The organism is uncultured Cellulomonas sp., assembly GCF_963527515.1.
Lineage (GTDB): Bacteria > Actinomycetota > Actinomycetes > Actinomycetales > Cellulomonadaceae > Cellulomonas.
The window spans coordinates 1-24,352 of sequence record NZ_CAURTV010000048.1 but is presented as its reverse complement, the minus strand read 5'-3'; the positions used below and the strand labels follow the sequence as shown (position 1 = coordinate 24,352).

21 protein-coding genes and 1 pseudogene are annotated in these 24,352 nt (G+C 73.5%); 4 read left to right on the top strand and 18 right to left on the bottom strand.

The window, feature by feature from the left end; genetic code table 11:
- The 14 genes and pseudogenes from RYN42_RS12125 to RYN42_RS12060 form a co-directional block, all read right to left on the bottom strand.
- Positions 1–258: pseudogene (locus tag RYN42_RS12125) on the bottom strand (hypothetical protein); the annotation flags it as partial.
- Between the two features lie 120 nt (positions 259–378).
- Entirely contained in the window at positions 379–1,881 is a 1,503-nt protein-coding gene (araA, locus tag RYN42_RS12120) for an L-arabinose isomerase (protein ID WP_315096449.1), read from the bottom strand.
- The gene (locus RYN42_RS12115) at positions 1,878–2,588 is read right to left on the bottom strand and encodes an L-ribulose-5-phosphate 4-epimerase (protein ID WP_315096447.1); all 711 of its coding nucleotides are present in this window, start codon (positions 2,586–2,588) and stop codon (positions 1,878–1,880) included. Before RYN42_RS12115 ends, araA begins: the two co-directional genes overlap by 4 nt.
- A complete protein-coding gene (locus RYN42_RS12110; RefSeq protein WP_315096445.1) occupies positions 2,585–4,150 on the bottom strand; it encodes an FGGY-family carbohydrate kinase in 1,566 nt (521 codons plus the stop codon). The genes RYN42_RS12115 and RYN42_RS12110 overlap by 4 nt, the downstream gene beginning before the upstream one ends.
- 100 nt (positions 4,151–4,250) lie before the next feature.
- Complete coding sequence (locus tag RYN42_RS12105) at positions 4,251–4,589, bottom strand: cupin (protein ID WP_315096443.1); 339 nt, start codon at positions 4,587–4,589, stop codon at positions 4,251–4,253.
- Between the two features lie 22 nt (positions 4,590–4,611).
- On the bottom strand, positions 4,612–5,022 hold the full coding sequence (locus RYN42_RS12100; protein ID WP_315096442.1) for a PIN domain-containing protein: 411 nt from the start codon (positions 5,020–5,022) through the stop codon (positions 4,612–4,614).
- Positions 5,007–5,261 (bottom strand): prevent-host-death protein, encoded by a 255-nt coding sequence (locus tag RYN42_RS12095; protein ID WP_315096440.1) that lies wholly within the window; start codon positions 5,259–5,261, stop codon positions 5,007–5,009. Before RYN42_RS12095 ends, RYN42_RS12100 begins: the two co-directional genes overlap by 16 nt.
- Before the next feature lie 24 nt (positions 5,262–5,285).
- Positions 5,286–6,287 carry a LacI family DNA-binding transcriptional regulator gene (locus tag RYN42_RS12090; protein WP_315096438.1) on the bottom strand — a complete coding sequence of 334 codons (1,002 nt, stop codon included), beginning with the start codon at positions 6,285–6,287 and terminating at the stop codon, positions 5,286–5,288.
- Positions 6,287–7,117 (bottom strand): pyrroline-5-carboxylate reductase, encoded by an 831-nt coding sequence (gene proC / locus RYN42_RS12085; protein WP_315096436.1) that lies wholly within the window; start codon positions 7,115–7,117, stop codon positions 6,287–6,289. Before proC ends, RYN42_RS12090 begins: the two co-directional genes overlap by 1 nt.
- Positions 7,118–7,213: 96 nt before the next feature.
- A complete protein-coding gene (locus RYN42_RS12080; RefSeq protein WP_315096435.1) occupies positions 7,214–9,145 on the bottom strand; it encodes a biotin/lipoyl-binding protein in 1,932 nt (643 codons plus the stop codon).
- Entirely contained in the window at positions 9,138–9,992 is an 855-nt protein-coding gene (locus RYN42_RS12075; protein WP_315096433.1) for a DUF5666 domain-containing protein, read from the bottom strand. The genes RYN42_RS12080 and RYN42_RS12075 overlap by 8 nt, the downstream gene beginning before the upstream one ends.
- 23 nt (positions 9,993–10,015) lie before the next feature.
- The gene (locus tag RYN42_RS12070; protein ID WP_315096431.1) at positions 10,016–11,248 is read right to left on the bottom strand and encodes an ABC transporter permease; all 1,233 of its coding nucleotides are present in this window, start codon (positions 11,246–11,248) and stop codon (positions 10,016–10,018) included.
- Positions 11,245–11,973, bottom strand: coding sequence for an ABC transporter ATP-binding protein (locus RYN42_RS12065; protein ID WP_315096430.1), 729 nt, complete (start codon positions 11,971–11,973; stop codon positions 11,245–11,247). The genes RYN42_RS12070 and RYN42_RS12065 overlap by 4 nt, the downstream gene beginning before the upstream one ends.
- The gene (locus tag RYN42_RS12060; RefSeq protein ID WP_315096428.1) at positions 11,966–13,099 is read right to left on the bottom strand and encodes a biotin/lipoyl-binding protein; all 1,134 of its coding nucleotides are present in this window, start codon (positions 13,097–13,099) and stop codon (positions 11,966–11,968) included. Before RYN42_RS12060 ends, RYN42_RS12065 begins: the two co-directional genes overlap by 8 nt.
- Before the next feature lie 418 nt (positions 13,100–13,517).
- On the opposite strand from RYN42_RS12060, the gene RYN42_RS12055 reads away from it, so the two are divergent.
- Both RYN42_RS12055 and RYN42_RS12050 read left to right on the top strand, forming a co-directional pair.
- Positions 13,518–16,457: a glycosyl hydrolase gene (locus RYN42_RS12055; protein WP_315096426.1), complete on the top strand. Its 2,940-nt coding sequence runs from the start codon at positions 13,518–13,520 to the stop codon at positions 16,455–16,457.
- Positions 16,458–16,543: 86 nt separating this feature from the next.
- Positions 16,544–17,626: a DUF4190 domain-containing protein gene (locus RYN42_RS12050; RefSeq protein WP_315096424.1), complete on the top strand. Its 1,083-nt coding sequence runs from the start codon at positions 16,544–16,546 to the stop codon at positions 17,624–17,626.
- Position 17,627: 1 nt separating this feature from the next.
- On the opposite strand, the gene RYN42_RS12045 is transcribed toward RYN42_RS12050, so the two are convergent.
- Both RYN42_RS12045 and RYN42_RS12040 read right to left on the bottom strand, forming a co-directional pair.
- Positions 17,628–19,163, bottom strand: a complete 1,536-nt coding sequence (locus RYN42_RS12045; protein ID WP_315096422.1) for a methyltransferase — start codon at positions 19,161–19,163, stop codon at positions 17,628–17,630.
- Positions 19,164–19,239: 76 nt separating this feature from the next.
- Positions 19,240–19,914, bottom strand: coding sequence for an endonuclease/exonuclease/phosphatase family protein (locus RYN42_RS12040; RefSeq protein ID WP_315096420.1), 675 nt, complete (start codon positions 19,912–19,914; stop codon positions 19,240–19,242).
- 92 nt (positions 19,915–20,006) lie between these two features.
- Between RYN42_RS12040 and RYN42_RS12035 the strand changes: the two genes are divergently transcribed.
- Positions 20,007–20,504 (top strand): DUF3995 domain-containing protein, encoded by a 498-nt coding sequence (locus RYN42_RS12035; protein ID WP_315096418.1) that lies wholly within the window; start codon positions 20,007–20,009, stop codon positions 20,502–20,504.
- Here the strand turns inward: RYN42_RS12035 and RYN42_RS12030 are convergent.
- Both RYN42_RS12030 and RYN42_RS12025 read right to left on the bottom strand, forming a co-directional pair.
- On the bottom strand, positions 20,441–21,103 hold the full coding sequence (locus RYN42_RS12030) for a ThuA domain-containing protein (protein WP_315096416.1): 663 nt from the start codon (positions 21,101–21,103) through the stop codon (positions 20,441–20,443). The genes RYN42_RS12035 and RYN42_RS12030 overlap by 64 nt on opposite strands.
- A 67-nt stretch (positions 21,104–21,170) precedes the next feature.
- Positions 21,171–23,465, bottom strand: coding sequence for a sodium-translocating pyrophosphatase (locus RYN42_RS12025; protein WP_315096414.1), 2,295 nt, complete (start codon positions 23,463–23,465; stop codon positions 21,171–21,173).
- A gap of 226 nt (positions 23,466–23,691) precedes the next feature.
- Here RYN42_RS12025 and RYN42_RS12020 point away from each other — a divergent pair, with 226 nt between their 5' ends.
- Positions 23,692–24,225, top strand: a complete 534-nt coding sequence (locus tag RYN42_RS12020; protein ID WP_315096412.1) for a sigma-70 family RNA polymerase sigma factor — start codon at positions 23,692–23,694, stop codon at positions 24,223–24,225.
- Positions 24,226–24,352 lie beyond the last annotated feature (127 nt).

Genomic DNA, 24,352 nt, shown 5'->3' with positions numbered 1-24,352 from the left:
GGCGACCGGAGGGAGCGCGCGCGCAGCGGGTGCGGCCACCGCGCCGACGACCTCCGCCACGTCGGCGACCGGCACCGCGACCGCGGACCCCACGTCCGCCACGGGTCCGCCGACGTGCGTCAGCACAGCCGCGGCGGTCGTTGCCGCACTGTCCGGCAGCGGGTCGGCGTGCGCGGGAGCAGCGCTCAGCAGGACCGAGACCAGCCCTGCGAGCAGCCCGCCGCCGGTCGCGAGGAGCGCACGGAGCACCCAGGCCATCCCTGGATCCTCCTGCACCGACATCGCGTGTCCCCCGTCGTCGCGGTGAATATGACGCTAGTCACAGTGGTTGCAGCGAGCAACCGGCGGGCGGAGGTCCACCCGTTCGGACGTACCCCCTCAGAACCCCTGGGCGAGGCGGAAGTAGACCTGGTTCCAGCGCACCTGGTCGCGGAAGCCGCGCCGGGTGGTGTCCTCGTCGATGACGAGCAGCTCGGTCCGCGCGATCTCCGCGAAGTCCTCGAACGCCTCGACGCCGATCGCCGTGGTGAGCACGGTGTGGTGAGCTCCGCCGGCGGTCAGCCAGGACTCCGCGGACGTGCGGAAGTCGGGGCGGGGCTCCCACACGGCCCGTGCCACCGGCAGGTGCGGCAGGTCCGCGGTGGGCGGGACGACATCCACCACGTTGGCGGTGAGCCGGAACCGGTCGCGCATGTCCGCCAGCGAGACGACGACGCCCACCCCGGGGTCGGCGTTGAACACCAGGCGGACCGGGTCCTCCTTGCCGCCGATGCCGAGCGGGTGGATCTCCAGGGTCGGCTTGGAGGTCGTCAGGGTCGGGCAGATCTCGAGCATGTGCGCGCCGAGGATCCGCTCCGCGCCGGGGGTCAGGTCGTAGGTGTAGTCCTCCATCAGCGAGGCTCCGCCGGGCAGACCGGCACCCATCACCTTCGCGGCGTGCACGAGGATCGCGGTCTTCCAGTCGCCCTCGGCTCCGAACCCGTACCCGTCGGCCATGAGCCGCTGGACGGCCAGCCCGGGGAGCTGGCGCAGGTCACCGAGGTCCTCGAAGTTCGTCGTGAAGGCCTTGGCGCCCAAGGACTCGAGCAGGGTCCGCAGAGCGATCTCCTGGCGGGCGCCGTAGCGCAGGGACTCGTGCCGGTCGCCGTCCTTGCGCAGCTCGGGCACGACGTCGTACAGGTCCTCGTACTCGGCGACGAGCGCGTCGACGTCTTCTGAAGCCACCGCGTTGACGGCCGCCACCAGGTCGTTGACGCCCCACGTGTTCACCGAGACGCCGAACCGGAGCTCGGCCTCCGTCTTGTCGCCCTCGGTGACGGCGACGTTGCGCATGTTGTCGCCGAACCGGGCGAGCTTGAGCTCGTGCGTCGCGGCCCAGCCGGCGCACGCGCGGACCCAGGTGTCGATCGACGCGACGACGGCCGGGTTCGACACGTGCCCGGCGACCGTCTTGCGGGCGGCCCCGAGGCGGGTCGCGATGTACCCGAACTCGCGGTCCCCGTGCGCGGCCTGGTTGAGGTTCATGAAGTCGAAGTCGATGGTGTCCCACGGCAGCTCGACGTTCGCCTGCGTGTGCAGGTGCAGCAGCGGCGTGCGCAGGGCGTCGAGCCCCGCGATCCACATCTTGGCCGGCGAGAACGTGTGCATCCAGGCGATGACCCCGATCACGGCGTCGTCGGCGTTGGCCTCGAGCGCGGCGCGGCGGATCGCGTCGGAGTCCGTCAGGACCGGCTTCCAGACGAGCCTCGCCGGCAGCGTGTCGCCCAGGACCCGGGCGATCTCCTGCGACTGCTCGGCCACCTGGCGGAGCGTCTCCTCGCCGTAGAGGCCCTGGCTCCCGGTGAGGAACCAGATCTCGCGGTCGGCGTAGGGCTTGGTCATGAGTCGCTCTCCGGGGTGTGGGTGGGCTGCTGTCCGTAGACGTTCTGGTACCGGGCGTACAGGGAGTCGATGTCGGACTGCGCGATCGGGACGGTGTCGCCCAGCTGGCGCGCGATGTGCACGGTGCGGGCGACCTCCTCGACCATCACGGCGGCCTTCACGGCGGCCTTGGCGTCGCGGCCGATGGTGAACGGTCCGTGGTTGCGCATGAGGACCGCGGGGCTGCGGGAGCCCTGCAGGGTCTCGACGATGCCGCGGCCGATCGAGTCGTCGCCGATGAGCGCGAACGGGCCGATGGGCACGTCGCCGCCGAACTCGTCGGCCATCATCGTGAGCACGCACGGGACGGGCTCACCGCGGGCGGCCCAGGCAGTCGCGTAGGTGGAGTGCGTGTGCACGACGCCGCCCACCGAGGGCATGTGCCGGTAGACGTAGGCGTGCGCGGCGGTGTCGCTGGACGGTGCGCGCGTGCCGTCGACCAGGGTGCCGTCGAGGTCGCAGACGACCATCGACTCCGGGGTCAGCTCGTCGTACGTGACGCCCGAGGGCTTGATGACGAACAGGTCGTCAGGTCCGGGGGCGTCACCGACGACGACCCGCTGCGACACGTTCCCCGCAGTCCACACCACCAGCCCCCAGCGCGGCAGCTCGGCGTGCAGGGCTGCGACGACCTCTCGCGTCCGCTGGACCTGGTCGTCGGTGCTCACAGTGCCTCCACCGCGGCCCGCTCGACGGCCAGCCCGGCGCTGTAGCGCTGGAGGTAGGCGTCGAAGCCGCGGACGTCGTCGGTGTCCGGCTTCACCGTCTGTGCGACGGCGTCCCCGAACACACGGGTGGTCAGGTAGGTGCTCAGGTCCTGCTCGGGGGCCGCGTCCAGGTAGGCGGCCAGCACCGCGATCCCCCAGGCGCCACCCTCGCCGGCGCTCTGACCGACCGTCACGGGCGCGCCGACCGCGGCCGCGAGCAGCCGCTGGGCCACACCCTCGGTCCGGAACAGCCCGCCGTGCGCGTACATCGAGTCGAGCTCGACGCCCTCGTCCCGCAACACCCGCATGCCGAGCGCCAGCGTGCCGAACGCGCTGTACACCTGCGTGCGCATGAAGTTGGCCAGGGTCAGTCGGCTGTCGGGTGTCCGCACGACGAGCGGCCGGCCCTCGTCGAGACCCGTGATGGGCTCGCCCGACAGGTAGTTGTAGGCCAGCAGACCGCCGCCGTCGGCGTCGCCCGTAAGGGCCTCGCGCAGCAGCGCGCCGAAGACCTCGTCCGCGCCGGTGGGGTGCCCCAGGGCCGCGGCGAACTGACCGAACACCTCGGCCCACGCGCCGAGCTCGCTGGCGCCGTTGTTGCAGTGCACCATCGCGACCAGGTCCCCGGCCGGCGTGGTGACCAGGTCGAGCTCGTGGTGCACCTCGGCCAGCGGCTTCTCCAGCACCACCATGGCGAAGATGCTGGTGCCGACGCTCACGTTGCCCGTCCGCGGCGCGACGGCGCCGGTGGCCACCATGCCGGTCCCCGCGTCCCCCTCCGGCGGGCACAGCGGGATGCCGGGCTGCAGCGTGCCGGTGGGATCCAGGAGCGCGGCGCCGGCCTCGGTCAGCACCCCCGCGTCCTGCCCGGCGAGCAGGATCTCGGGCAGCAGCGTCGCGACGTCCGCACCGGGGTAGGCGGCGAGCATGGCGGCGTCGTAGGCGTGGGTCGACGGGTCGATCGGGAACATGCCCGAGGCGTCGCCGACGCCCAGCACCTTGCGGCCGGTCAGCTTCCAGTGCACGTAGCCGGCCAGCGTGGTGAGGAAGCGCACCTGCGCGACGTGCGGCTCGGCGTCGAGCTCGGCCTGGCGGAGGTGCGCGATCGACCAGCGCAGCGGGATGTTGTGCCCGAACAGGCGGGTCAGCTCCGCGGCCGCCCGTCCGGTGCTCGTGTTGCGCCAGGTGCGGAACGGGACCAGCAGCTCGTCGGCGTCGTCGAACGCGAGGTAGCCGTGCATCATCGCGGAGACGCCGATGGCCTGCAGCGTGGTGGGACGCACGCCGTAGCGCTGCTCCGCGTCGTCCAGCAGGGCGGCGACGGACGCTTGCAGCCCCGCCCAGACCTCGTCGAGCGAGTAGGTCCACACCCGGTCGACGAACTGGTTCTCCCAGTCGTGGCTGCCGCTGGCCAGCGGGGCGTGGTCGGGGCCGATGAGGACCGCCTTGATGCGGGTCGACCCGAGCTCGATGCCGAGCGTCGTCCGACCGGTCGTGAGGGCCGTACGGGGGTCGACCGTCATCGCGCGGGCTCCGTTCCTGCATCGCGGGGCCGCGGCGGACACCGGCGGCCGTGAGACATGTTAGCGCTAACATCGCCCTCCCGGTCCAGCCGCTCGCGGCTCAGCCGTGGGACGAGCGACCGACCCCCGTGAGCGTGGTGAGCAAGAAGACGCTGTCCTCGACGGCGTGCACCGAGTGCCGCTCGTGCGTGAGCACCCAGAGGTGCCCGGCGCTCGCCTCGACGTTGCCGTCGGGCGACTCCACCCGCACGCGACCGCGCAGGACCTGCAGCGTCGCGGCGTTCGGAGAGTTGTGCTCACCGAGGCTCGAGCCGGCGGTCAGGGCGAGGATGGTCTGCCGCAGCTCGCCGTCGTGCGCGACGATCCCCGCCGAGCGGCCGTGCTGGTCGGCGCGCGCGGCATCCAGGTGCTTCTCTGCGAGCTCGGCGACGTCGATCATCCCCCGAGCCTAGGACCCCCGGTCAGGAGCGCTCGGGCTGCAGCATGGTGGAGACCCCCGGCAGACCGCCGAACGTCGCGTGCGCGTCCCCGGAGACGACCGAGCGGCCGGTCTGCGCGGCGTGGGCGGCGATGATCAGATCATGGGCGCCTCGGGGCGATCCGGCACGGCGGACGAACGCCAGCAGACGTGCGTGCTGGGCCGCGGTGTGCTCGGTGTGGTCGAGGACCGTGAGGGCCGAGAGGATGACGTCGAGCACCCGTGCGCGGTCGGCCGCCCTCTCCGCACTGTCGGCGAGCTCGATCCCCGTGCGGAACTCGGCGACGGTGACCGCAGCGATGGCGAGGTCGTCGTCGTCGAGCTGCGCGACGTCGAACGTCCGGCGTTCGTAGGCGATGAGGGTCGTGGCGTCCAGGATCAGACGCCGGCCCACGGATCCCCCGCCTCTGTCAGCAGGCTCGTCGCCGCGGCGATGTCGCGCTCGATCGCGTCGTCGAGCGGCGGCACGTGGGCCAGGGCCAGGCGCAGGTCCCGTCCGGTCCGCGCGGGCGCGGGGCTGATCTGCGCGATCGTGCGGTTGCCGCGCATGACCAGGACCGTCTCGCCGTTCTCGACGGCGTCGAGCAGGTCGGAGAAGCCGCGTGAGGCCTCGGTGGCGGTCATCGTGCGCATGGGTGCACGTATCAGATGATCTGATCAACGCATCGAGCTGGCGCGGACCACCAGCTCGGCCGGGAGCTGCCTGCGCGCCACGTCCTCGCCCGCGAACGCGGACTGGAGCGAGCTGACCGCCAGCCGCCCGAGCGCGCCGAAGTCCTGCCGCACGGTGGTCAGCGGCGGCGTGTAGTGCGCGGCGCCCACCTCGTCGTCGAACCCGACCACCGCGACGTCCGCCGGCACGCGCACCCCGCTCTCCCAGAAGGCGTGCAGGAGGCCCAGAGCCAGCTGGTCGTTCGCGGCGAAGATCGCGGTCGGCAGCCCCTCGCGCACCATCCGCAGCCCGAGCTCGTAGCCGTCTGCGGCGTCCCAGCCGGTCTCGATGTGCTCGGGGGCGTCGGGGCCGCTGACCTCCCGCCAGCCCGCGAGCCGGTCCTGGGCGTCGAACCAGTCCTGCGGGCCCGCCACGTGGACGACCCCGGTGTGGCCCTGGTCGAGCAGGTGCTGGGTGGCCAGCCGGGCGCCGTGGCGCTGGTCGACCCCGACCGCGTGCAGGTGCGCGACCGGTGGGACGTCCGAGGCGGAGGAGATGAGCACCACGGGGACGGGGGACGCGAGCGCGGCGATGGCCTGGGCCACCTCCGTCGTGGGCGCGATGATCGCGATGCCGTCGACGCCCTGACCGAGGAAGTGCTCGATCGCGGTGTGCATGGTGTCGCCGTCGAACTGCCGGATGGTCGCCACCGACACGAACCAGCCGACCACCCGGGCCGCCTCCTCGAGCCCGACCAGCGTGCTCGTCGGCCCGTACAGCGCGGTGGCGGGCGTGACGACGCCGAGCGTGCCGGACCGCCGGGTGACCAGCGTGCGGGCCGCGCTGTTGCGGCGGTAGCCCAGCCGGACGATGGCTGCGTTGACCCGGTCCCGGGTCTCGGGCCGCACGCTCGGGTGGTCGTTGAGCACGCGCGAGACGGTCTGGTGCGAGACGCCCGCGAGCGCGGCGACGTCGCTCATCGCGGGTGGACGTGCGGCAGCGTTCATCAGTACTGCTTGCCGAGCTGACGCGCGCGGTCACGGGCCGCCTCCGCCGCGGCGACCACAGCGGCGCGCACACCGTGGGCGTCGAGCACCTGGACCGCGGCGACGGTGGTCCCGCCCGGCGAGGAGACCCGCTCGCGGAGCACCGCCGGATGGTCCCCGGACTGGGCCGCGAGCGCCGCGGATCCCTCCACCGTGGCGACGGCGAGCCAGGTGGCAAGGTCCCGCGGGAGCCCGAGCAGCACCCCGGCCTCGGCCATCGCGTCGATCAGGTAGAACGCGTACGCGGGGCCGGAGCCGGAGATCGCGGTGACCGCGTCGAGGTCCTTCTCCTCCACGCGGACGACGAGCCCGGTAGCGGCGAGCATCCGCTCGACGAGGGCGAGGTGCCCCTCGCCGGCGTGCGTGCCGGGGGCGATCGCGCTGGCCCCCTTGCCGACGACGGCGGGGGTGTTCGGCATGACCCGGACCACGGGCTGCCCCGACGCCAGCCGCGACTCGTAGCTGGAGATCGGCAGTCCGGCCGCGACGCTCACCACCAGCACGCCGCCGCGCAGGGCGTCCTTGATCTCGTCGAGGACGGACGCCACGACGTTCGGCTTGACCGCGACGAGGATGACGTCGGCGCGGGCGGACGCCTCGGCGTTCGACGCACCGGCGCGGACGCCGTACCGGTGGGCCAGCTCGTCGGCCCGCGCGGACGCCCGCTCGGTGACCTCGACCTCCTCGGTGGCCCAGCCCGCGGTCAGCAGCGCACCGAGCAGGGTCTCCCCCATGACACCGCCGCCCAGCACCGCCACGTGCGGCGCGCCCCCGGTGGCCCCGTCGGTCATGGTCGTCCCTCCGTCCGTGCCGCCCGGTGGGGCGACGCCGCGAGCCTACCGACGCCGGCCCTGCCCGGGTGCAGCCGTCACGGACGAGCCGACGCGTCAGCCTCCGGCAGGCGGGGCGAACCCGGCCGGCGGGCCGCCGCCCATCTCGACGCCGGCCGGGGGGCCGGTCAGCTCGCTCGTGTCGCCGCCGAGCCCGGAGAGCCCGGAGGTGGTCGACGTGCTGGTCGCGATCGCCTGCTCGAGGTCCGCGAGCACCACCTCGTCGCCTGCGGAGAGCCCGTCGGTGATCTCGGTCCGCTCCGTGCCGACGGCGCCCCGGGTCACCGTGACCTCCGTCGGGGTGCCGCCGTCGAGCACCTGGACCGTGGCTGCCGTCCCGTCGACGTGGACCGCCGACGTGGGGACCGTGAGCACCTGGTCGGCGCCCGCGACCGTGATGCGGACCTGCGCGGAGGCACCGTCGAACAGCGCCTCCTCCGTCGGGTCGACGGCGAGCTGGACCGTGTAGGCCGGGTCGGCGGTGGTGGACGTGTCGAGGACGCCGATTCCGGCGACCGTGGCCGTGAGCCCGACGGCCGTGCTCGGCGTGGTCACCTGGGCGGTCTGCCCGACCGTGACGATGTCGATCCTGGTCAGCGGGACGCTGGTGGTGACCGTGTAGCCGTCCGCGCCGAGGATCGTGATCGTCGCGGTGGTCGACGAGGCCGTGACCGAGTCGCCGGCGGAAAGCGCGACGGCCGCGACCGTGCCGGCGATCGGGCTGGTCAGGGTGGCGAACGGGAGCCGGCTCTGCGCGAGCGTCACGGTGGCCTCGGCCAGGTCGATCGCCGCCTGGTCGGCGACGATCGTCGCCGCGGAGGCCACGGTCGCGATGTCGCCCGCCGACGTGGAGGGCGTGCCGGTGGACGGCGTGCTGGTGGACGGGGTGCTGGTGGACGGGGTGCTCGTCGAGGGCGTGCTGGTCGACGGGGCGCTCGTGGACGGGGTGCTGGTGGACGGGCTCGTGCTCGATGACGAGGACGCCGCCACCGCCTTCTGCAGCGCCTGCACCGCCTCGTCGAGCGCGTCCGCGAGAGCCATGAGGGCCTGCTGCTCGCCGTCCGTGGCGGTCTGTGCGTCGAGGGCTCCCGTCAGGGCGGCCTGGCAGTCGGCGAGCGCCTGCTCGACCGCGGAGGGGTCGGGGTCGGCCGCGACGGCAGGGTCCTCGACCGGCGTCTCCTCGCTCGATGCCTCAGTGTCAGAGACCGCGGGCTCTGTCGGCTCCGGGGTGGGCTCCGGCGCGCCGCCGTCGTCGCCCACCACCGCGAGGAACGCCGCGCACGACGCCTGCGACGCGGTGACGCTCTCGCTGCTGGTGGCCAGCGCGTCGGCGGTGACCTGGTACTGGTCGAGCAGCGCCGCCTGCGCCCGTTGGACGTCGGCCGCAGCCTGCGCCACCGCGCGATCGGTGGTGCCGGCGCCGCGGGTGTCGTCGGACCCCGTGGTCGGTGCGGCGGACGCGGCGGTGGGCGACGTCGCCACGGAGGCCGAGGCGGTCGACGCAGCGGTCGACGCTGTGGTCGACGCAGCGGTCGACGCTGTGGTCGACGCAGCGGTCGACGCAGTGGTCGAGGACGTCGACGCCGTCTGCGAGTCCAGGTCGTCGGACAGCTGCTGCTCGGCGTCGGCGAGGTCCGCCTGCGCCTTCTCGACCGCGTCCTGGAGCGCCTCGGTGTCGAGCGTGGCGAGCACGTCGCCCGCCGCCACGACCTGTCCGACGGACACGTCCACGGTCGCCACGGTGCCGTCGACGGAGAACGACGCGTCGCGTCGGCTGGCCGAGGCGATCGTCCCGACGGCGTCGATCACCTGCTCGACGCTCGACAGCTCGGCCGTGGCCGTGCGGTACCGGCCGTCGTCGGAGCCGCCGACCGCGAGCGCGACGCCACCGCCCGCGGCGACCAGCGCGACGGCCCCCACGGCGCCGAAGCCGATGATCCGGCGCCGCCGGGCGCGGCGGCGCAGCACGAGGGACGGGCGCTCAGGCATCGGTGCCGCCGTCCTGCGACCCGTCCTGCTGGCCGCCGGGGAAGCCACGGCCGCCGACCATGCCCGCGCTGCACTCCCCGTCGGTCGGCGCGGAGATCGTGATGCTCGTCGCGGTGACCTCGCCGCTGTCGTCGGCGTCGCCGCGCGCGCTGGCGCACTGGCCGACGACGATCGCGGACGCGTCTGCGGTGACCGTCGTCGTGTAGGTGGTCGCGTCGGTGACGGTGACGGTGCGTGAGGTCGCGTCACCCGTCGTCCCGACCGTCAGCGTGCTGCCGTCGATCGCGGTGACCGTGCCGCTCGCCCCGCCGCCGAGCATGCGGGCGCCGTCGGGTGCTCCGGACGGCAGGTCGGTGGGTGCGCCGTCGGGAGCCTGCATCGACGGCAGGTCCGTCGGCGCTCCGTCGGGGCGGTCGCCGCCGCCCGGACCGCCGCCGCCGAAGCCGCCGGTGCAGGTGCCGTCGTCGGCGGGCTGGGTGAGCAGGATGCTCGTGGCCTCGACCGCGGACGACGTGTCGTCCGACGTGACCTCCGACATCGCCACCACGCACGAGCCGACGGTGACGTCGGCGAGCGTCCCGGCGACCGTCGCGGAGAACGTGGTCGCGTCCGTCCAGGTCACTGCGGTCTGCGCGTCGGTGGACCGGACCTGCATCACGGAGCCGCTGACGGAGGCGATCTCGCCGGACGCGCCGCCACCACCGCCGGGGGGCTGGTCGCCCCCGCTGCGCTCCTGCGGTGCGGCGGTGGTCGCGGGCGCGGCCGCCTCGGAGGTGCCGGCCGAGCAGCCGGCGAGGACGAGGACACAGGCCGCGGCGAGCGCGGGAAGACGTCGAGGGGTGGCCATGGGGATCTCCTAGCTGAGAGGGGCTATTCCGCGCGCAGCGCGTCGATGGGGGCCAGGCGTGCGGCACGCGTGGCGGGGTAGACGCCGAACACCAGGCCGATGCCCATCGCGACGACGACCGACCCGGCGACCGCGGCACCGGACACGACGACCGAGCTGCCGAGCAGCCGCGGCAAGACCTGCGCCGCGACGATGCCGAGGGCCGCGCCGAGCACGCCGCCGGCCAGGCCGAGCACCGCCGCCTCGACCAGGAACTGGCGGCGGATCGCCCACGGCGGGGCGCCGAGGGCCTTGCGCAGGCCGATCTCGCGGGTCCGCTCGGTGACGGAGACGAGCATGATGTTCATGACCCCGATGCCGCCCACCAGCAGCGACAGGGCCGCGATGCCGGTGAGCAGGACGGTGAGGGTCCGGTAGACCGCGGTCGCGGTGGACACCAGGGCGTCCTGGCTGTTGATCGTGAAGTCGGCGCTGTCGGCGTCGGTGATCCCGTGCAGGTTGAGCAGCAGGGCCTGCGCCTCCTGGTACGCCGCGGTCAGCTGGTCCGTCGACGCCGCCTGGACGTAGATCGTCGACACCGCGTTCCGGTCCGAGCCGCCGACGACCGTGTCCGCCGCGGTCGACATGGGGATGACCGCGAGGTCGTCGAGGTCGCTGTCCCCCGATGCACCCTCGGCGGCGAGCACGCCGACCACGCGCAGGTCGGTGTCCCCGATGGTCACGGTCTGGCCGACCACGCGGGTGGAGCCGAACAGCTCCTCGGCCGTCGACGGCCCGAGCACGACGACCGCGGCGCGGGAGGCCTCGTCGTCGGCCGTGAAGAAGGCGCCGGTGGCGAGCGTGCGGCCGCGGACGTCGAGCCAGTCCGTGCTGGTGCCGACGACGCTGGTGGTCCAGTTCGTCTCGTTGGCCTCCAGCGAGGCGGACGTCGTCTTCTCGGCGGCGACCTTGCCGATGTCGGGAGCGTTGACCGACGAGCCCAGCGCCTCGGCGTCGGCCGTGGTGAGCGTGGTGCGCGAGCCGAAGCCGCCGCGGACGCCCTCGGTGCTGGTGCTGCTGCCCGGCGTGACGATGAGCAGGTCGCTGCCCAGCTGGCTGATCTGCGCGCTCACGTCCTTCTGCGTGCCGAGCCCGAGACCGACCGTGAGGATGACCGCGGCGATGCCGATGAGGATGCCGAGCACGGTGAGGATCGAGCGCATCGCGTGCGAGGTCACCGCCGACCAGCCGGTGCGCAGGGTCTCGGTCCAGGTCACCGGGCACCGCCGGTGGTGATGAGCCCGTCGTGGACGCGGACCACCCGCTCCGCACGGTCGGCGACGTCGGCCTCGTGGGTGATGAGGACGATCGTGCGGCCCTGCGCGTGCAGCTCGTCGAACAGCGAGAGGACGTCGCGCGTGGACGTCGAGTCGAGGTTGCCGGTCGGCTCGTCGGCCAGCAGCAGGGCCGGTTCGCCGACGAGGGCGCGGGCCACCGCGACGCGCTGCTGCTGGCCGCCGGACAGCTCGCCCGGCCGGTTGTCGAGCCGGTCGGCCAGACCGACGCGCTCCAGCGCGGCCGCAGCACGGTCTCGGCGCGCGGCCGCCGGCACCCGGCCGTAGACCAGCGGGAGCTCGACGTTGCGCCACGCCGACAGCGACGGCAGCAGGTGGAACTGCTGGAACACGAACCCGATGCGCCGGTTGCGGATGTCGGCGAGGTCGATCTCGTCGAGCTCCCCTACGTCCTCGCCTGCCAGGTGGTAGCTGCCGCGGGTGAGCGTGTCCAGGCAGCCGAGGATGTTCATCAGCGTCGACTTGCCGGAGCCGGACGGACCCATGACCGCCACGTACTCGCCCTGCTCGATCCGCAGGTCGACGCCTCGCAGGGCCTCGAACTCGATGCTGCCGGACGTGTAGGTCTTGGTGACGCCGACCAGGTCGATGACCGGCTCGGCCTCGCGGAGGCGCGGGCGCCGGGCCTGCAGGGTCGCCTCAGCCATCGGTCCGACCGCCCTGCAGCTGGCTCGGGTCGAAGCCCGCCGGGGGGCCGCCCTCGGGGAGGGTGCCCTGCTCCTGCCGACCGGTCCCGCCGGTCCCTGGCGTGAACGTGGCGAGCACGACCTCGTCACCCTCGGCCAGCCCTTCGGTGATCTCCGTGACGTTCCCGGAGGTCTCCCCCACGGTCACCGGCACGTCCACCGTCGCGCCGTCGGCGCCGACCTGCTGCACGGTCGTCGTGCCGTCTGTCGAGGTGGTGACGGCGAGGCTGGGCACCGTGAGCACGTCCGTGCGGCGCTCGTAGACCAGCTCCACCTCGGCGGCGACGCCGTCGTGCAGCCCGTCCTGGTCTCCCGTGACCGCGACCGTGACCGGGTAGGCCGCCACGCCGGTGTCGCCGGTGGACAGCAGGCCGATCTCGCCGATCGTGCCGAACACCGGGGCCGTGGCGCCGTCGAGCGTCACCTCGGCCTGGTCGCCGACCTCGAGCAGCGCGACGTCCGCGTCGGAGACCGTGACGTCGACCTGCCAGGCGTCCGTGCCGACGAGGGTGAACTGTGCGGCGGCACTCTCGGTGGGTCCGGCCGAGCTGCCGACCGCGTCACCGACCTCGAGGTTCACCGCGGTGAGCAGCCCGGCCACCGGGGCCGTGAGCGTGGCACCGTCCATCGCAGCCTGCGCGGTGCCGACGCCCGACTGCGCGACGTCGACCTGCGCCTGGGCGGCGGCGACCTGCGCGGTGCCGCTCGCGTCGTCGAGCTTCGCCTGCGCGCTGGCCAGCGTCGCCTTCGCCTGGAGCAGGTCGGCGTTCAGCTGCAGCGTGTCGACGGTGGCGAGCACCTGCCCGACGGTGACCGTCTGACCGACGGCCACGGGAACACCGGTCACCGTGCCGCTGACCTCGAAGCTCACGTCCTGCTGCACCGACGGGGTCAGTGTGCCGCTGGCGCTCACCGACTTCTGCATCGTCGTCAGGCTCGCCGCGACCGTCCGGGTCACGGGTGCCGCCGAGGCAGCCGACGCGTCCCTGATCCCGAACCACCAGACCGCCGCGCCGGCGAGGGCCACGACGACCACGGCCGTGACCGTCCTCGTCAGCGGCGTCGTCCGCCTCCACACGTGCTGCATGTTCTCCCTCACGTCGACCCGGCCCTGTGACCTCGGCCGAACGTAGGGAGCGCTGCTGGGCCGCCCGTAGCACCGACCTGTGCCTCACCTGTGCATCGCGACGCGACGCCGGTCCGCGAGGCGGCGCGGTGGGGAGGCCGAGAGGCGGCGAGAACAACGTGAGACGCGTTATCGGGCCCCATGACGCGTCTGATGTTGTTCTCGCGGGACCTGCAGCCAACGTCGACCGGCCGCGGACACCGGTGCGGTGGGCCGCCGCGACGGGGGACCGACGTGGCGGTGCGCCCGCCGCGTCGGGAACCGAGGTCAAACGTTTCGCATCTGTCCGGTTGATCCTTTGTTTGGTAACTTGAATAAGTTCGTTCCAGTGCTCGCTCACGGATGCCGGCTCCGGGGGCGGGACGACTCAGGAGGTTCAATGAAGAACCGTCATCTCGCGCGCGCCCTGACCGCAGGGATCACCGCCGCAGCCCTGTGCGGGATCGTGACGCTCCCCGCGTCAGCCGCCGAGACCGTCACCCTCGCCGACCCGGGCGCCAGCCCGGCGACCCGATCCCTGTTCTCCTACCTCGACGACGTGCGCGGCGAGGGCATCCTGTTCGGCCACCAGCACACGACGTCCTACGGCCTGACGTTCACGGGGGCGGACGGCCTCCAGTCCGACGTGAAGAACATGACCGGGGACCACCCCGCGGTGTTCGGCTGGGACACGCTGATCCTGCAGGGCGACGAGGCCCCGGGATCGGCCGGCAGCACCACCGAGCAGAACATCGCCACGCTCGACGAGTACATCGCGAAGGCCCACGACCTGGGCGGCATCAACACCCTGTCGGCCCACATGGAGAACTTCGTCACCGGCGGCAGCTTCTACGACACGACCGGGGACACGCTGCGCGCGGTCCTGCCCGGCGGCGCGAAGAACGCCGAGCTCAACGCCTACCTCGACACCATCGCCGCCGCGGCGGAGGGGGCGCGCGACGCCGACGGGAACCTCATCCCGATCATCTTCCGCCCGTGGCACGAGAACGCGGGCTCCTGGTTCTGGTGGGGTGCCGCCTTCGGCTCCCCCGGCGAGTACAAGGAGCTCTACCGCTACACGGTCGAGTACCTGCGGGACGTCAAGGGCGTCTCCAACTTCCTGTACGCGTTCTCCCCCGGCAGCGGGTTTGGCGGCAACGCCGAGCAGTACCTGCGCACCTACCCCGGCGACGAGTTCATCGACGTGCTGGGGCTCGACGCCTACGACAACACCGGCTCGAAGGCCTTCCTCGACGGGCTCGTGGCGGACCTCGGCATGATCGCGGACCTTGCGGACGCGCGCGGGAAGGTCTCCGCGTTCACCGAGTTCGGTGTCACGGGCGGCGTCGGCACCAGCGGCTCGTCACCCGAGGCGTGGTTCACCAAGGTGCTCGATGCCATCAAGGCCGACCCGCGCGCCAGCCGGTCCGCGTACATGGAGACGTGGGCCAACTTCGACGCCGGCCAGCACTTCGTGCCCGTCACCGGCGACGCGCTCCTGCCGGACTTCCAGGCGTACGCGGCGGACCCGTTCACCCTGTTCGCCGGCGAGGTCACCGGCGCGTTCGACCGGGTCGTCGAGACGACGCCCGCGGGCCCGCTCCTGCACATCGCCTCCCCCGCGGACAGCGCACGCGTCGCCACGTCGCCGACGACCATCCGGGCCACGGTCCAGAACGTCGACGCCGACCGGGTGTACGCGACCATCGGCGCCACGGAGATCGAGCTCGCGCCCGGCGACGGCCTCTGGTGGTCGGCGCCGTGGGAGATCCCCGCCGCGCAGCTGAACAACAGCACGCAGACGCTCACGGTCCACGTGCTGGTCGACGGGGCCGAGGTGCTCACCCAGACCTCCGAGGTGGTCCTCGGGCCGCGGCCCACGTTCGGACCGGGGGTCGTCGACGACTTCGAGGGCTACGGCGACGACACCGCCCTGCGCGCGGAGTTCGTGTCCTACGGCGCCAACACCATCTCGCTGGACAGCAGCGGGCCGTCGCAGGGGCTGCGGCTGGACTACGACTTCGCCACCCAGACCTACACCGGGTTCGGCAAGCAGGTCAGCGGCGACTGGTCGGCGTTCAACGAGCTGGCCCTCCGGGTCGACCCCGACGGCTCGGGCAACAAGATGGTCCTCCAGCTGGTCGCCGGCGGCGTCTCCTACGAGGCCTACCCGTCGCTGGAGGGCACAGAGCCCGGTGTGCAGACCTTCCCGTTCGTCGACTGGCGACCGGCCCCCTGGGACACCGCCAACGCCGACCGCCGGATCACGGACGCGGACCTGCGGGCCATCTCGCAGTTCAACATCTACGTCAACGCGGCCGACGGCGGCACCGGGGCGTCGTCGGGCAGCATCGTGGTCGACGACATCGCCGCCCTGCCGGGGGTCGAGCCCCCGCCGGTGTTCTCCGACGTGCTGCCGGGGTCGGCGAACTTCGAGTCGATCCTCTGGCTGCACGAGCAGGGTCTCGTCCAGGCGTACGCGGACGGCACGTTCCGGCCGAACCGACCGCAGACCCGCCAGGACGTGGCGACGCTGCTCTACCGCTACGCCGACGCGACCTGGGTCCCGACCGCCCAGCGCCCGACGTTCCGGGACGTGCCGAAGAAGCACGCGGCGTACACGGCGATCGAGTGGCTGGCCCACGAGGGGCTCGTCGACACGACGTTCCCGGTGTTCCTGCCGAAGGCGCCGCTCGACCGCTCGTCCGCGGCGGAGCTGCTCTGGCGGCTCGCGGGCTCCCCGGAGCCCACGGCACCGGAGGCGTTCACCGACGTCCCGTCGTGGCACCCCTACGCGACGGCCATCGCCTGGGCGACCGAGACGGGGATCGTCGTGCCGACGTCGGCGACGAGGTTCGGCGTGCTCAAGGTGGTCACCCGCGGGGAGTTCGCCGGGTACCTCCACCGCTTCGACCTGCGACCGACGCCGCTCGAGCCCGTCGTCCTGTCCGACTTCACGGAGGGCACCCAGGGCTGGGCGCCGGTCGGCGAGGGAACCGTCTCCTCGGCCGGCGGCACGCTCACCGTTGAGGCGGCGTCCCCGGATGGCGGCTGGTTCGGGTTCGGCCCGTCGGTCGGCGACTGGACCGGGCGCACGCAGGTCACGTTCGACGTGGTGTCCACCACCGGGTTCGACACCAAGGCGGCTCTGCAGGTGGGCTCGTCGTGGACCTGGTGCGAGACCGCGCAGGTGGGCTGGATCTCCGGGCCGACGGCCGACGTCGTGGTGGACCTGGAGACCCTGAGCGCCGAGTGCGGCGCCCAGCTGGCGGACGTGAAGAAGGTGAACCTCTACCTCAACGCCGGCACCCACGTCCTGGACGACGTCGTCCTGCACTGACGCGGCGACCGGCGACGCGCGGGCACGCGCGTCGCCGGTCGTGGACGGGCCGCGGCGCCGGGTCGGTCGGTCGCTACCCTCGCGGCATGTCCGAGACGCCCGAACCGCCCCGCTCGTACCGCGACACCGAACCCCTGGCGATCTGGGGCTTCGTCCTCACCTTCCTGTTCTGGCCCGCGGGCCTGGTGCTCTCCGTCCTGGCGCTGCGCAAGGTTCGCCGCACCGGAGACGGCGGGTGGGGCCTGGCGGTCGCGGGCGCCGCCCTCTCGACGGTCGCCGCCGTGACGACGATCCTCGGCGGGCTCGTCCTGCTCGCCCGCTCGGACCTGCCGGACCGCTGGTCGGAGCAGGCCGACGCCCGGTCCGACGCCTCGGCGACGCGGCGCGTGATCCAGGACGTCGAGGCCGACCTGCTGGCGCAGCACGAGGCCGACGGTGCCTGGCCGGTCGACGCGGGCAACCGCTCGGTCGACGACGTCCGCGTCGACGCGTACCGCACAGGTGACCGGCTGTGCGTGGAGGGGTCACGCGGCGAGTACCGCGCCTCGGTGCTCGACGGCGAGGTCGAGCAGGACGCCGGCTGCGCGGAGCGCGGCGTCGACCAGCGCTTCCGTGCCGCCGGCCAGGCCGACGAGGATGGCGCCGAGTCCCGCCGCCAGGCCGCGCTCCTGGACGAGCTGGTGGAGCGCGCGCAGGTGGTGGCCGACCAGTCGTCGGTGGACGGCACCCCGGACCTGGGCCTGCTCAACACCGACCCGGCCGACCTGCAGCTGTGCTCCGCGGTGACCGTCACGTGGGACCACCTCGACGACGTCGGCGCCCGCGAGGCGTTCTGGCTCCTCGTCCAGGACAGCGACACCGAGATGCAGCTCATGACGAACCTGTTCGAGGAGTTCGCCGACGTCTCCGATCCCGCGACCGACCCGTTCGCGCGCGGTCTGCTGTACGCGGAGGCCAGCTGCTGGCAGGGCGGGTTCGTCGGCCCCGGAGGAGACACGCCCCCGCTGCCGGCCATGTGGACCGAGCCCCTGACCCAGGAGGACCTCGACGCCGACGAGGCCCGCGTGGCGGGGGTCAAGGCGGGCGATCCCGCGGCGATCGCGCTCTCGGGCTCCCAGGACCGCGAGGAGGAGGCGCAGATCGCCGCCGCGATCGCCGCGCACCTGTAGGTCAGCCGAGCAGCAGCAGGCCGTCGCGGACCAGGCCGCGGGCCGACGGGAGGACGTCGGCCGCGACCGCCTCGGCGCCGACCTCGAGGAGGGCGCCCAGGGCGTTCACGATCTGACCGACCGTGAGCTCGCCGTCGCACGCGCCGACGAACCCCGCGAGCGCGGTGCCTGCCTGGACCGCCCGGCCGAAGCCGCCGCCCTGCCGGAGGAGCACCACCTGCGGGTCGGGGTCGCCCGGGGTGAGGTAGCGCTCCTCGGTGACGTCGGGGGCGACGACGAGGTGCTGGTCGGCGAGGTCGTCGTCGGTCATCGACTGCAGCCGGTCGTGGGCGGCCAGCGACGCCGCGATCGCCGGGCCGAGCGGCTGCCGGACCGTGCCGGTGACCTCCTCGAGCCGGCGCAGCGTCGGCGCCCCGAGCGGCTTGCGCAGGGTCACGACGCCGAACCCGATCCCCTCGACGTCCCGCGACGCGAAGTCGTCCAGCCACGCGCCGTACCGCGACGCCCACGCGGAACGGTCGCGGTCCGGGGTCGTCCCGCCGTCGCGGATCCACGTCTCGGCGTACTGCGCGGGGTCCTGCAGCTCGCGCTGGACCACCCAGCCGTCCAGCCCGCTGGCGTCGAGCCACGACCCGACCCGCTCGTGCCACTCCTCGCCGCGGCGGACCTCCCAGTTGCCCAGCAGCTGCGCCACCCCGCCGGGGGCCAGCACCGCGCCGACGCCCTCGATCAGCTCGCGCACGATCGCGTCCCCCGACCGGCCGGCGTCGCGGTACTCGTACGAGGGCATCCCTGGGGTCCGCGGCGTGATGACGAACGGCGGGTTGCTCACGACCAGGTCGAACCGCTCGTCGGCGACGGGCTCGAGCATCGACCCCTCGCGCAGGTCGAGCTCCACCCCGGCCAGCTCCGCGTTGAACCGCGCGAACGCCAACGCCCGGCGCGAGATGTCGGTGCCGACCACCCGACGGGAGTGCCGCGACGCGTGCAGCGCCTGGATCCCGCACCCGGTGCCGAGGTCGAGCACGTGCTCCCGCTCGTCGCGCACGGTGACCTGCGCCAGCGTGGTGGAGGCCCCACCGACGCCGAGCACGTGGTCGGTCCGCAGCGCCGTGCCGGTGGCCAGCTCGCCCAGGTCCGACGCGATCCACCAGTCCACCTCGCCGCGCCCGTCGACCGCGGTGTACGGGCGCAGGTCGACGCGCGCGCGGACGTGGTCGCCGTCGGACTCCAGCAGGCCCAGCCGCTCGGCGCCGGAAACGGTGAGCGTGGGCAGCGCCTGCTCGAGCGCGCTGCGAGGCGTGCTGGCGCCGAGCAGGAAGGTCCGGACGAGGGCCCCGACCGCGTGGTCGGCCGCCGCGGTGGCGCGCAGGGCCGGCACGGGCTCCTCGCGGTGCAGCGCCTCGGCCGCCACCGGTCCGAGCACGTCCTCCACCCCGGCGACGTCGTACCCGGCCGCGGTCAGGTCGTCACGGAGCGCCGCGACGAGCGCGGCATCGGGCTGGGGTGCGCCAGGGGCACGGGAGGCGGGATCCACGCCGCCATCATCCCCGGCGCCCGGTCGTGCGTCCGAACCAGCCGCTCCTGGCGCGTGCGCGGGACGCCGGCGCCGGTCAGCGGTACCAGGCCACGTCCACCAGGAGCGGGCGGTGGTCGCTGCCCCGCACGGCGGGCGGGTCGGACAGGACTCGGGGGGTCTCGGTGCGCAGGTCGGGGGTGACCAGGACCGCATCGATCCGGTGCGTCGGCTGGTCGGCCGGGAAGGTGGGGTCACCGGTGGGATCGGCGTCGACCAGCACGTCGGCCAGTCGCGTCCACGTCGGTCCGCCGGGGAGCTCGTTGAGGTCACCGAGGACGACGGTCCGGGTGGCCGGCACGTGCTGCTCCAGCACCTGGGCCAGATGGGCGGCGCGCTCGTCGCGGACCAGGGAGAGGTGCACGACGACGCACCGGACGCCCTCCACGGTGGCCAGGGCGATCCCCCGGCGGGTGCGGTCGGACAGGTGCGGCAACCGCACGGCGCGCGCGTCGGAGACCACCCGGCCGTGCGCGACGAGCAGCGCGGTGGTCCGGGCCCCGCGGCCGTTCACGATCGTGCGCATGCCCACCGCCCGCGCGAACCACCACATCCGCAGCCGCCCGAGCAGCCCGCGCGGCGGCTCCTGCACGCCGAGCACGTCGGGTGCGGCCGCGCGGACCACGGCGACGGCGTCCTGCCGGGAGACGCTCAGGCCCTTGACGTTGTACGTCATGATCCGCAGCCGGGGGTGGTCGGGATTCGTGGTCACCGGGACATCCTCCCGGGTCTCACCTCGGAGGCAAGTGGCTAGCGTGGTGGCCCGTGGGACGGACCGGACAGTCGTGGGTGCCACCGGCATGAGTGCCCTGGGCGGCTGCGGTGGTCGCGTTCGCGTTCGCGGCGGTCAGCCTCGCGTGGGCGCTGGGGAGCACGGTCGGGCTGGACACCCTCGGCGGCACCATCGAGCGCCGGGGCCGGGCGGGCGACCCGGTGCTGCTGGCGGCCAACGCGGTCGCCCTCGTGCTCAAGGTGCTCGGCGGCGTGGTGGCTCTCGCCCTGGCGCAGCCGTGGGGCCGACGCCTGCCGCGCCGGCTGCTCCTGACGCTGGGCTGGCTGGGCGCCTCGGTGCTGGTGCTCTACGGGTTGCTGCAGACCACGTCGGTCGCCCTCGTGGCGGTCGGTGTCGTCGTCCCCGCCGAGCCGCTGTCCGACCGCGCGCTGACCTGGCGGCTGTTCCTGTGGGAGCCGTGGTTCCTCGTGTGGGGGCTGCTCCTGGCCGGTGGCACGCTGCGCCGTCAGCGGCTGAGCAGCCAGCGGACCTCGCGACGGAACAGGTCGACGCGGGACGGCGAGCCGTAGGACCGCAGGTCGTGGCCGAGGGCGTCGTAGAGCACCCGGCCGGGTCCCGGTGCCACCCAGACCACCGGGTGCGCGACGCCCTCGTGGTCCGCGACGACCAGCACGTGCGCGTCCGGTGACACGTCGAGCGCGAGGTACTGCTCGTCCGGTGCCTCGACCACGGACAGCCCTTGAGTCACGGGGTGCGTCGGGTCGACCACCCGGAACGCCGACGGCGCGAGCGGCGGGTGCCACGTGGTGCCCTCGACCCACCGGCCGCCCAGCAGGGCCTCCCAGGTGGGCGAGTCCAGGAACGTGTTCGCCGCCTGGTGCAGCCCGAGCACCGGCACCCCGTCCGCCACCAGGGCCGCGAGCCGCTGGTGGAACGGCAGCCAGTCGTCGTCGGACCCGTCGAAGTCCGCGTCGGGACGCCCCCGCCCGGACGCCACCACCAGCAGGTCTGCGGACACGTCGTCGAGCGAGCCCGGCATGGTCGCGCGGACGGTGGTGTCGATGCCGTCGTCGGCCAGCAGGACCGCAAGGCGGTGGGCGACCGCGGCGGTGTCGTGCCACGGGTCCTGGTACCGCCCGTGACCGGCGAGCACGAGCGCGTGCGGCATCGATCCTCCTGAGGGAGTCACCGGGTCGACCGCTCCCCCGTCCGGACGACGAGGGAGCGGTCGAGCCTCAGTGCGCGAGCGCCTTCTCGGCCTCGCGCGTGAGGTCGTTCTTGTCGGCGCGGGCCGCCCGCAGGCGGGACAGGACGACCGCTCCGCCGGCCACGAGCGCGGCCGCGATGCCGATGGACAGGCGCACGGTGTGGTTGGCGTCGGCACCCACCGAGATGGCGACCACCGCCGGCGCGATGAGCAGGGCCACGAGGTTCATGACCTTGATCAGCGGGTTGATGGCCGGCCCGGCGGTGTCCTTGAACGGGTCGCCGACCGTGTCGCCGATGATCGCCGCCGCGTGGGCGTCGGACCACTTGCCACCGAAGTTGCCGTCCTCGACGATCTTCTTCGCGTTGTCCCAGGCACCGCCCGAGTTGGCCAGGAAGACCGCCATGAGCACGCCGGTCGCGATGGCACCGGCGAGGAACCCGGCGAGCGGGCCCACACCGAGGCCGAACCCGACCGCGATGGGGGCGAACGCCGCGAGCAGACCGGGCGTCGCCAGCTCCCGCAGCGAGTCGCGCGTGCAGATGTCCACGACCTTGCCGTACTCCGGCCGCACCTCGTAGGTCATGATCCCGGGGTTCTCCCGGAACTGGCGGCGCACCTCGAACACGATGGCTCCCGCGGCCCGGGTCACGGCGTCGATCGCCAGGCCCGAGAACAGGAACACCGTCGCGCCACCGAGGATCACACCGACCAGGGTGACCGGGCTGATGATGCTGTAGTTGAGCATCGCCGCGGTGAGCTCGTCGCCGGCCTGCCCCGCCGTCCGCAGGGCGTTCTGCACCGCGTCGGCGTAGGACCCGAACAGCGCGGTCGCGGCCAGCACGGCCGTCGCGATCGCGATGCCCTTGGTGACGGCCTTGGTGGTGTTGCCCACGGCGTCGAGGTCCGTGAGGATCTGCGCACCCTCGGGCGTCACGTCGCCGGACATCTCGGCGATGCCCTGCGCGTTGTCGCTGACCGGCCCGAACGTGTCCATGGCGACGATGACGCCGACCGTGGTCAGCAGGCCGCAGCCTGCGAGCGCGATGAGGAACAGGGACAGCGACACCGAGCCGCCGGCCAGCAGGAACACCCCGCAGATGGCGGCGGCGATGATGCCGGCGGTGTAGACGGCGGACTCGAAGCCGACCCCGATGCCGGACAGGACCACCGTGGCCGCGCCGGTCAGGGTGGTGCGCGCGACGTGCAGGGTGGGCTTGCTCGTCGTGCCGGTGAAGTACCCGGTGACCCAGAGGATGACGCCGGCCAGCACGACCCCGATGGCCACGGCGACCGACGCGATGAGCCGCGGGTCGCCCGCGTGCGTCTCCAGGCCGGCGGTGCCGCCCGTGAGGTCCGCGAACGACGACGGCAGGTAGATGAACGCCGCCACCGCGGAGAGCGCGACACCGATGAGCGCCGAGATGTAGAACCCGCGGTTGATCGCCGTCAGGCCGCTCTCCGCCCCGCGCACCCGGGTGATGAAGACGCCGAGCACCGCCACGAGCGCGCCCATCGCGGTGACCACGAGCGGGAACACCAGGCCCTGCTCGCCGAACGCCGCCTTGCCCAGGATGAGCGCCGCGACGAGCGTCACCGCGTAGGACTCGAACAGGTCCGCGGCCATGCCGGCGCAGTCGCCCACGTTGTCGCCGACGTTGTCCGCGATGGTGGCCGCGTTGCGCGGGTCGTCCTCCGGGATGCCCTGCTCCACCTTGCCCACCAGGTCGGCGCCCACGTCGGCCGCCTTGGTGAAGATGCCGCCGCCGACCCGCATGAACATCGCGAGCAGCGCAGCCCCGAACCCGAAGCCCTCGAGCACGGCCGGCGCCTCGGCGCGGTAGATCAGCACCACCGACGCCGCCCCGAGCAGGCCCAGGCCCACGACGCTCATGCCCACGAACCCGCCGGTCCGGAACGCGATGCGCGCGCCCTCCGCACGCCCACCCGCCTCGGACGCCGCAGCGGCGACCCGGACGTTGGCGCGCGTGGCGAGCCACATGCCCAGGTACCCGATCGCCGCGGAGAACCCGGCGCCGATCAGGAAGAAGACGGACCGGCCGACCTTGACACCGCCGTCGCCGGGCAGCAGGAACAGCAGGGCACAGACGACGACCGCGAAGAGGGCCAGGGTGCGGAACTGCCGGCTCAGGTACGCCGACGCCCCTTCCTGGACCGCGCGCGCGATCTCGCGCATGGACTCGGTCCCCTCGCCGGCCGCGAGCACCTGACGGCGCAGGACCACCGCGACGAGCAGGGACGCGACCGCGACGGCCGCGATGACACTGACGATCGTGATGCTCGTGGACCCGAGCTCGACCATGCATCCTCCTCGAACCTCAGCGCGGCCCCCCTGACCGCGCCCGTCGTGCAGCCCCGTTGCTGTGCGACCCGGTGAGTGTAGCCAGCAGATGTGACGTGGATCGCACCACGACGCGACCATGAGGTGACGCTCCGTGGACCGGACGACCGTCCGACCCCAACCGTTCGCCCGCGGGGGGCGTCTGAGCAGGTGAGAGCACGATGGCGCCGATCGAGGGGGACGAGCGATGAGCTGGGAGGCGGATCTCGACCGGCTGGTCTCGCAGCGCGGCTCCGCGCTGGTCGCGTACGCGTACCTCCTGGCCGGCGACCTGGCCGCCGCCGAGGACCTGGTGCAGGACGCGATCGTCCGCACCTACTCCCGGCGACGACCCGAGGAGATCACCTGGGTCGAGGCCTACGTGCGGCGCACCATCCTGCACACCTACCTCGACGGGTACCGCGCGCGGAGCCGGTTCAGCGCGGTCACGCCGCTGCTGGCCGCGCCGGACCAGGTGGACGACGTCGACTCCGTCGCGGGCGACCGCACCGACGTGGCTCGGGCGCTGGCGGCCCTGTCGCCCCGCGAGCGCGCCTGCGTGGTGCTGCGGTTCTACGACGACCTCACGCTCCCCGAGATCGGGCTCCGGCTCGGCGTCTCGGCGGGGGCCGTGAAGCGCTACCTGTCCGACGCCCGGCACAAGCTGGAGCCGCTGCTCGGCCCGCAGCCCGGGCTGGCCACGGAGGACGTCGCGACGATCTCGAAGGGAGGCTCGCGATGAACCGCGACCTCGAGTCGGCCCTGGGCGAGCTCGCCGCACGCGCCGAGCAGAGCCACCGGTCCACCCGCGCACCCCTGCCGGTCGACCTGCTGACCGCACGCAGCCGCCGGCACCGGCGGACCCGCGC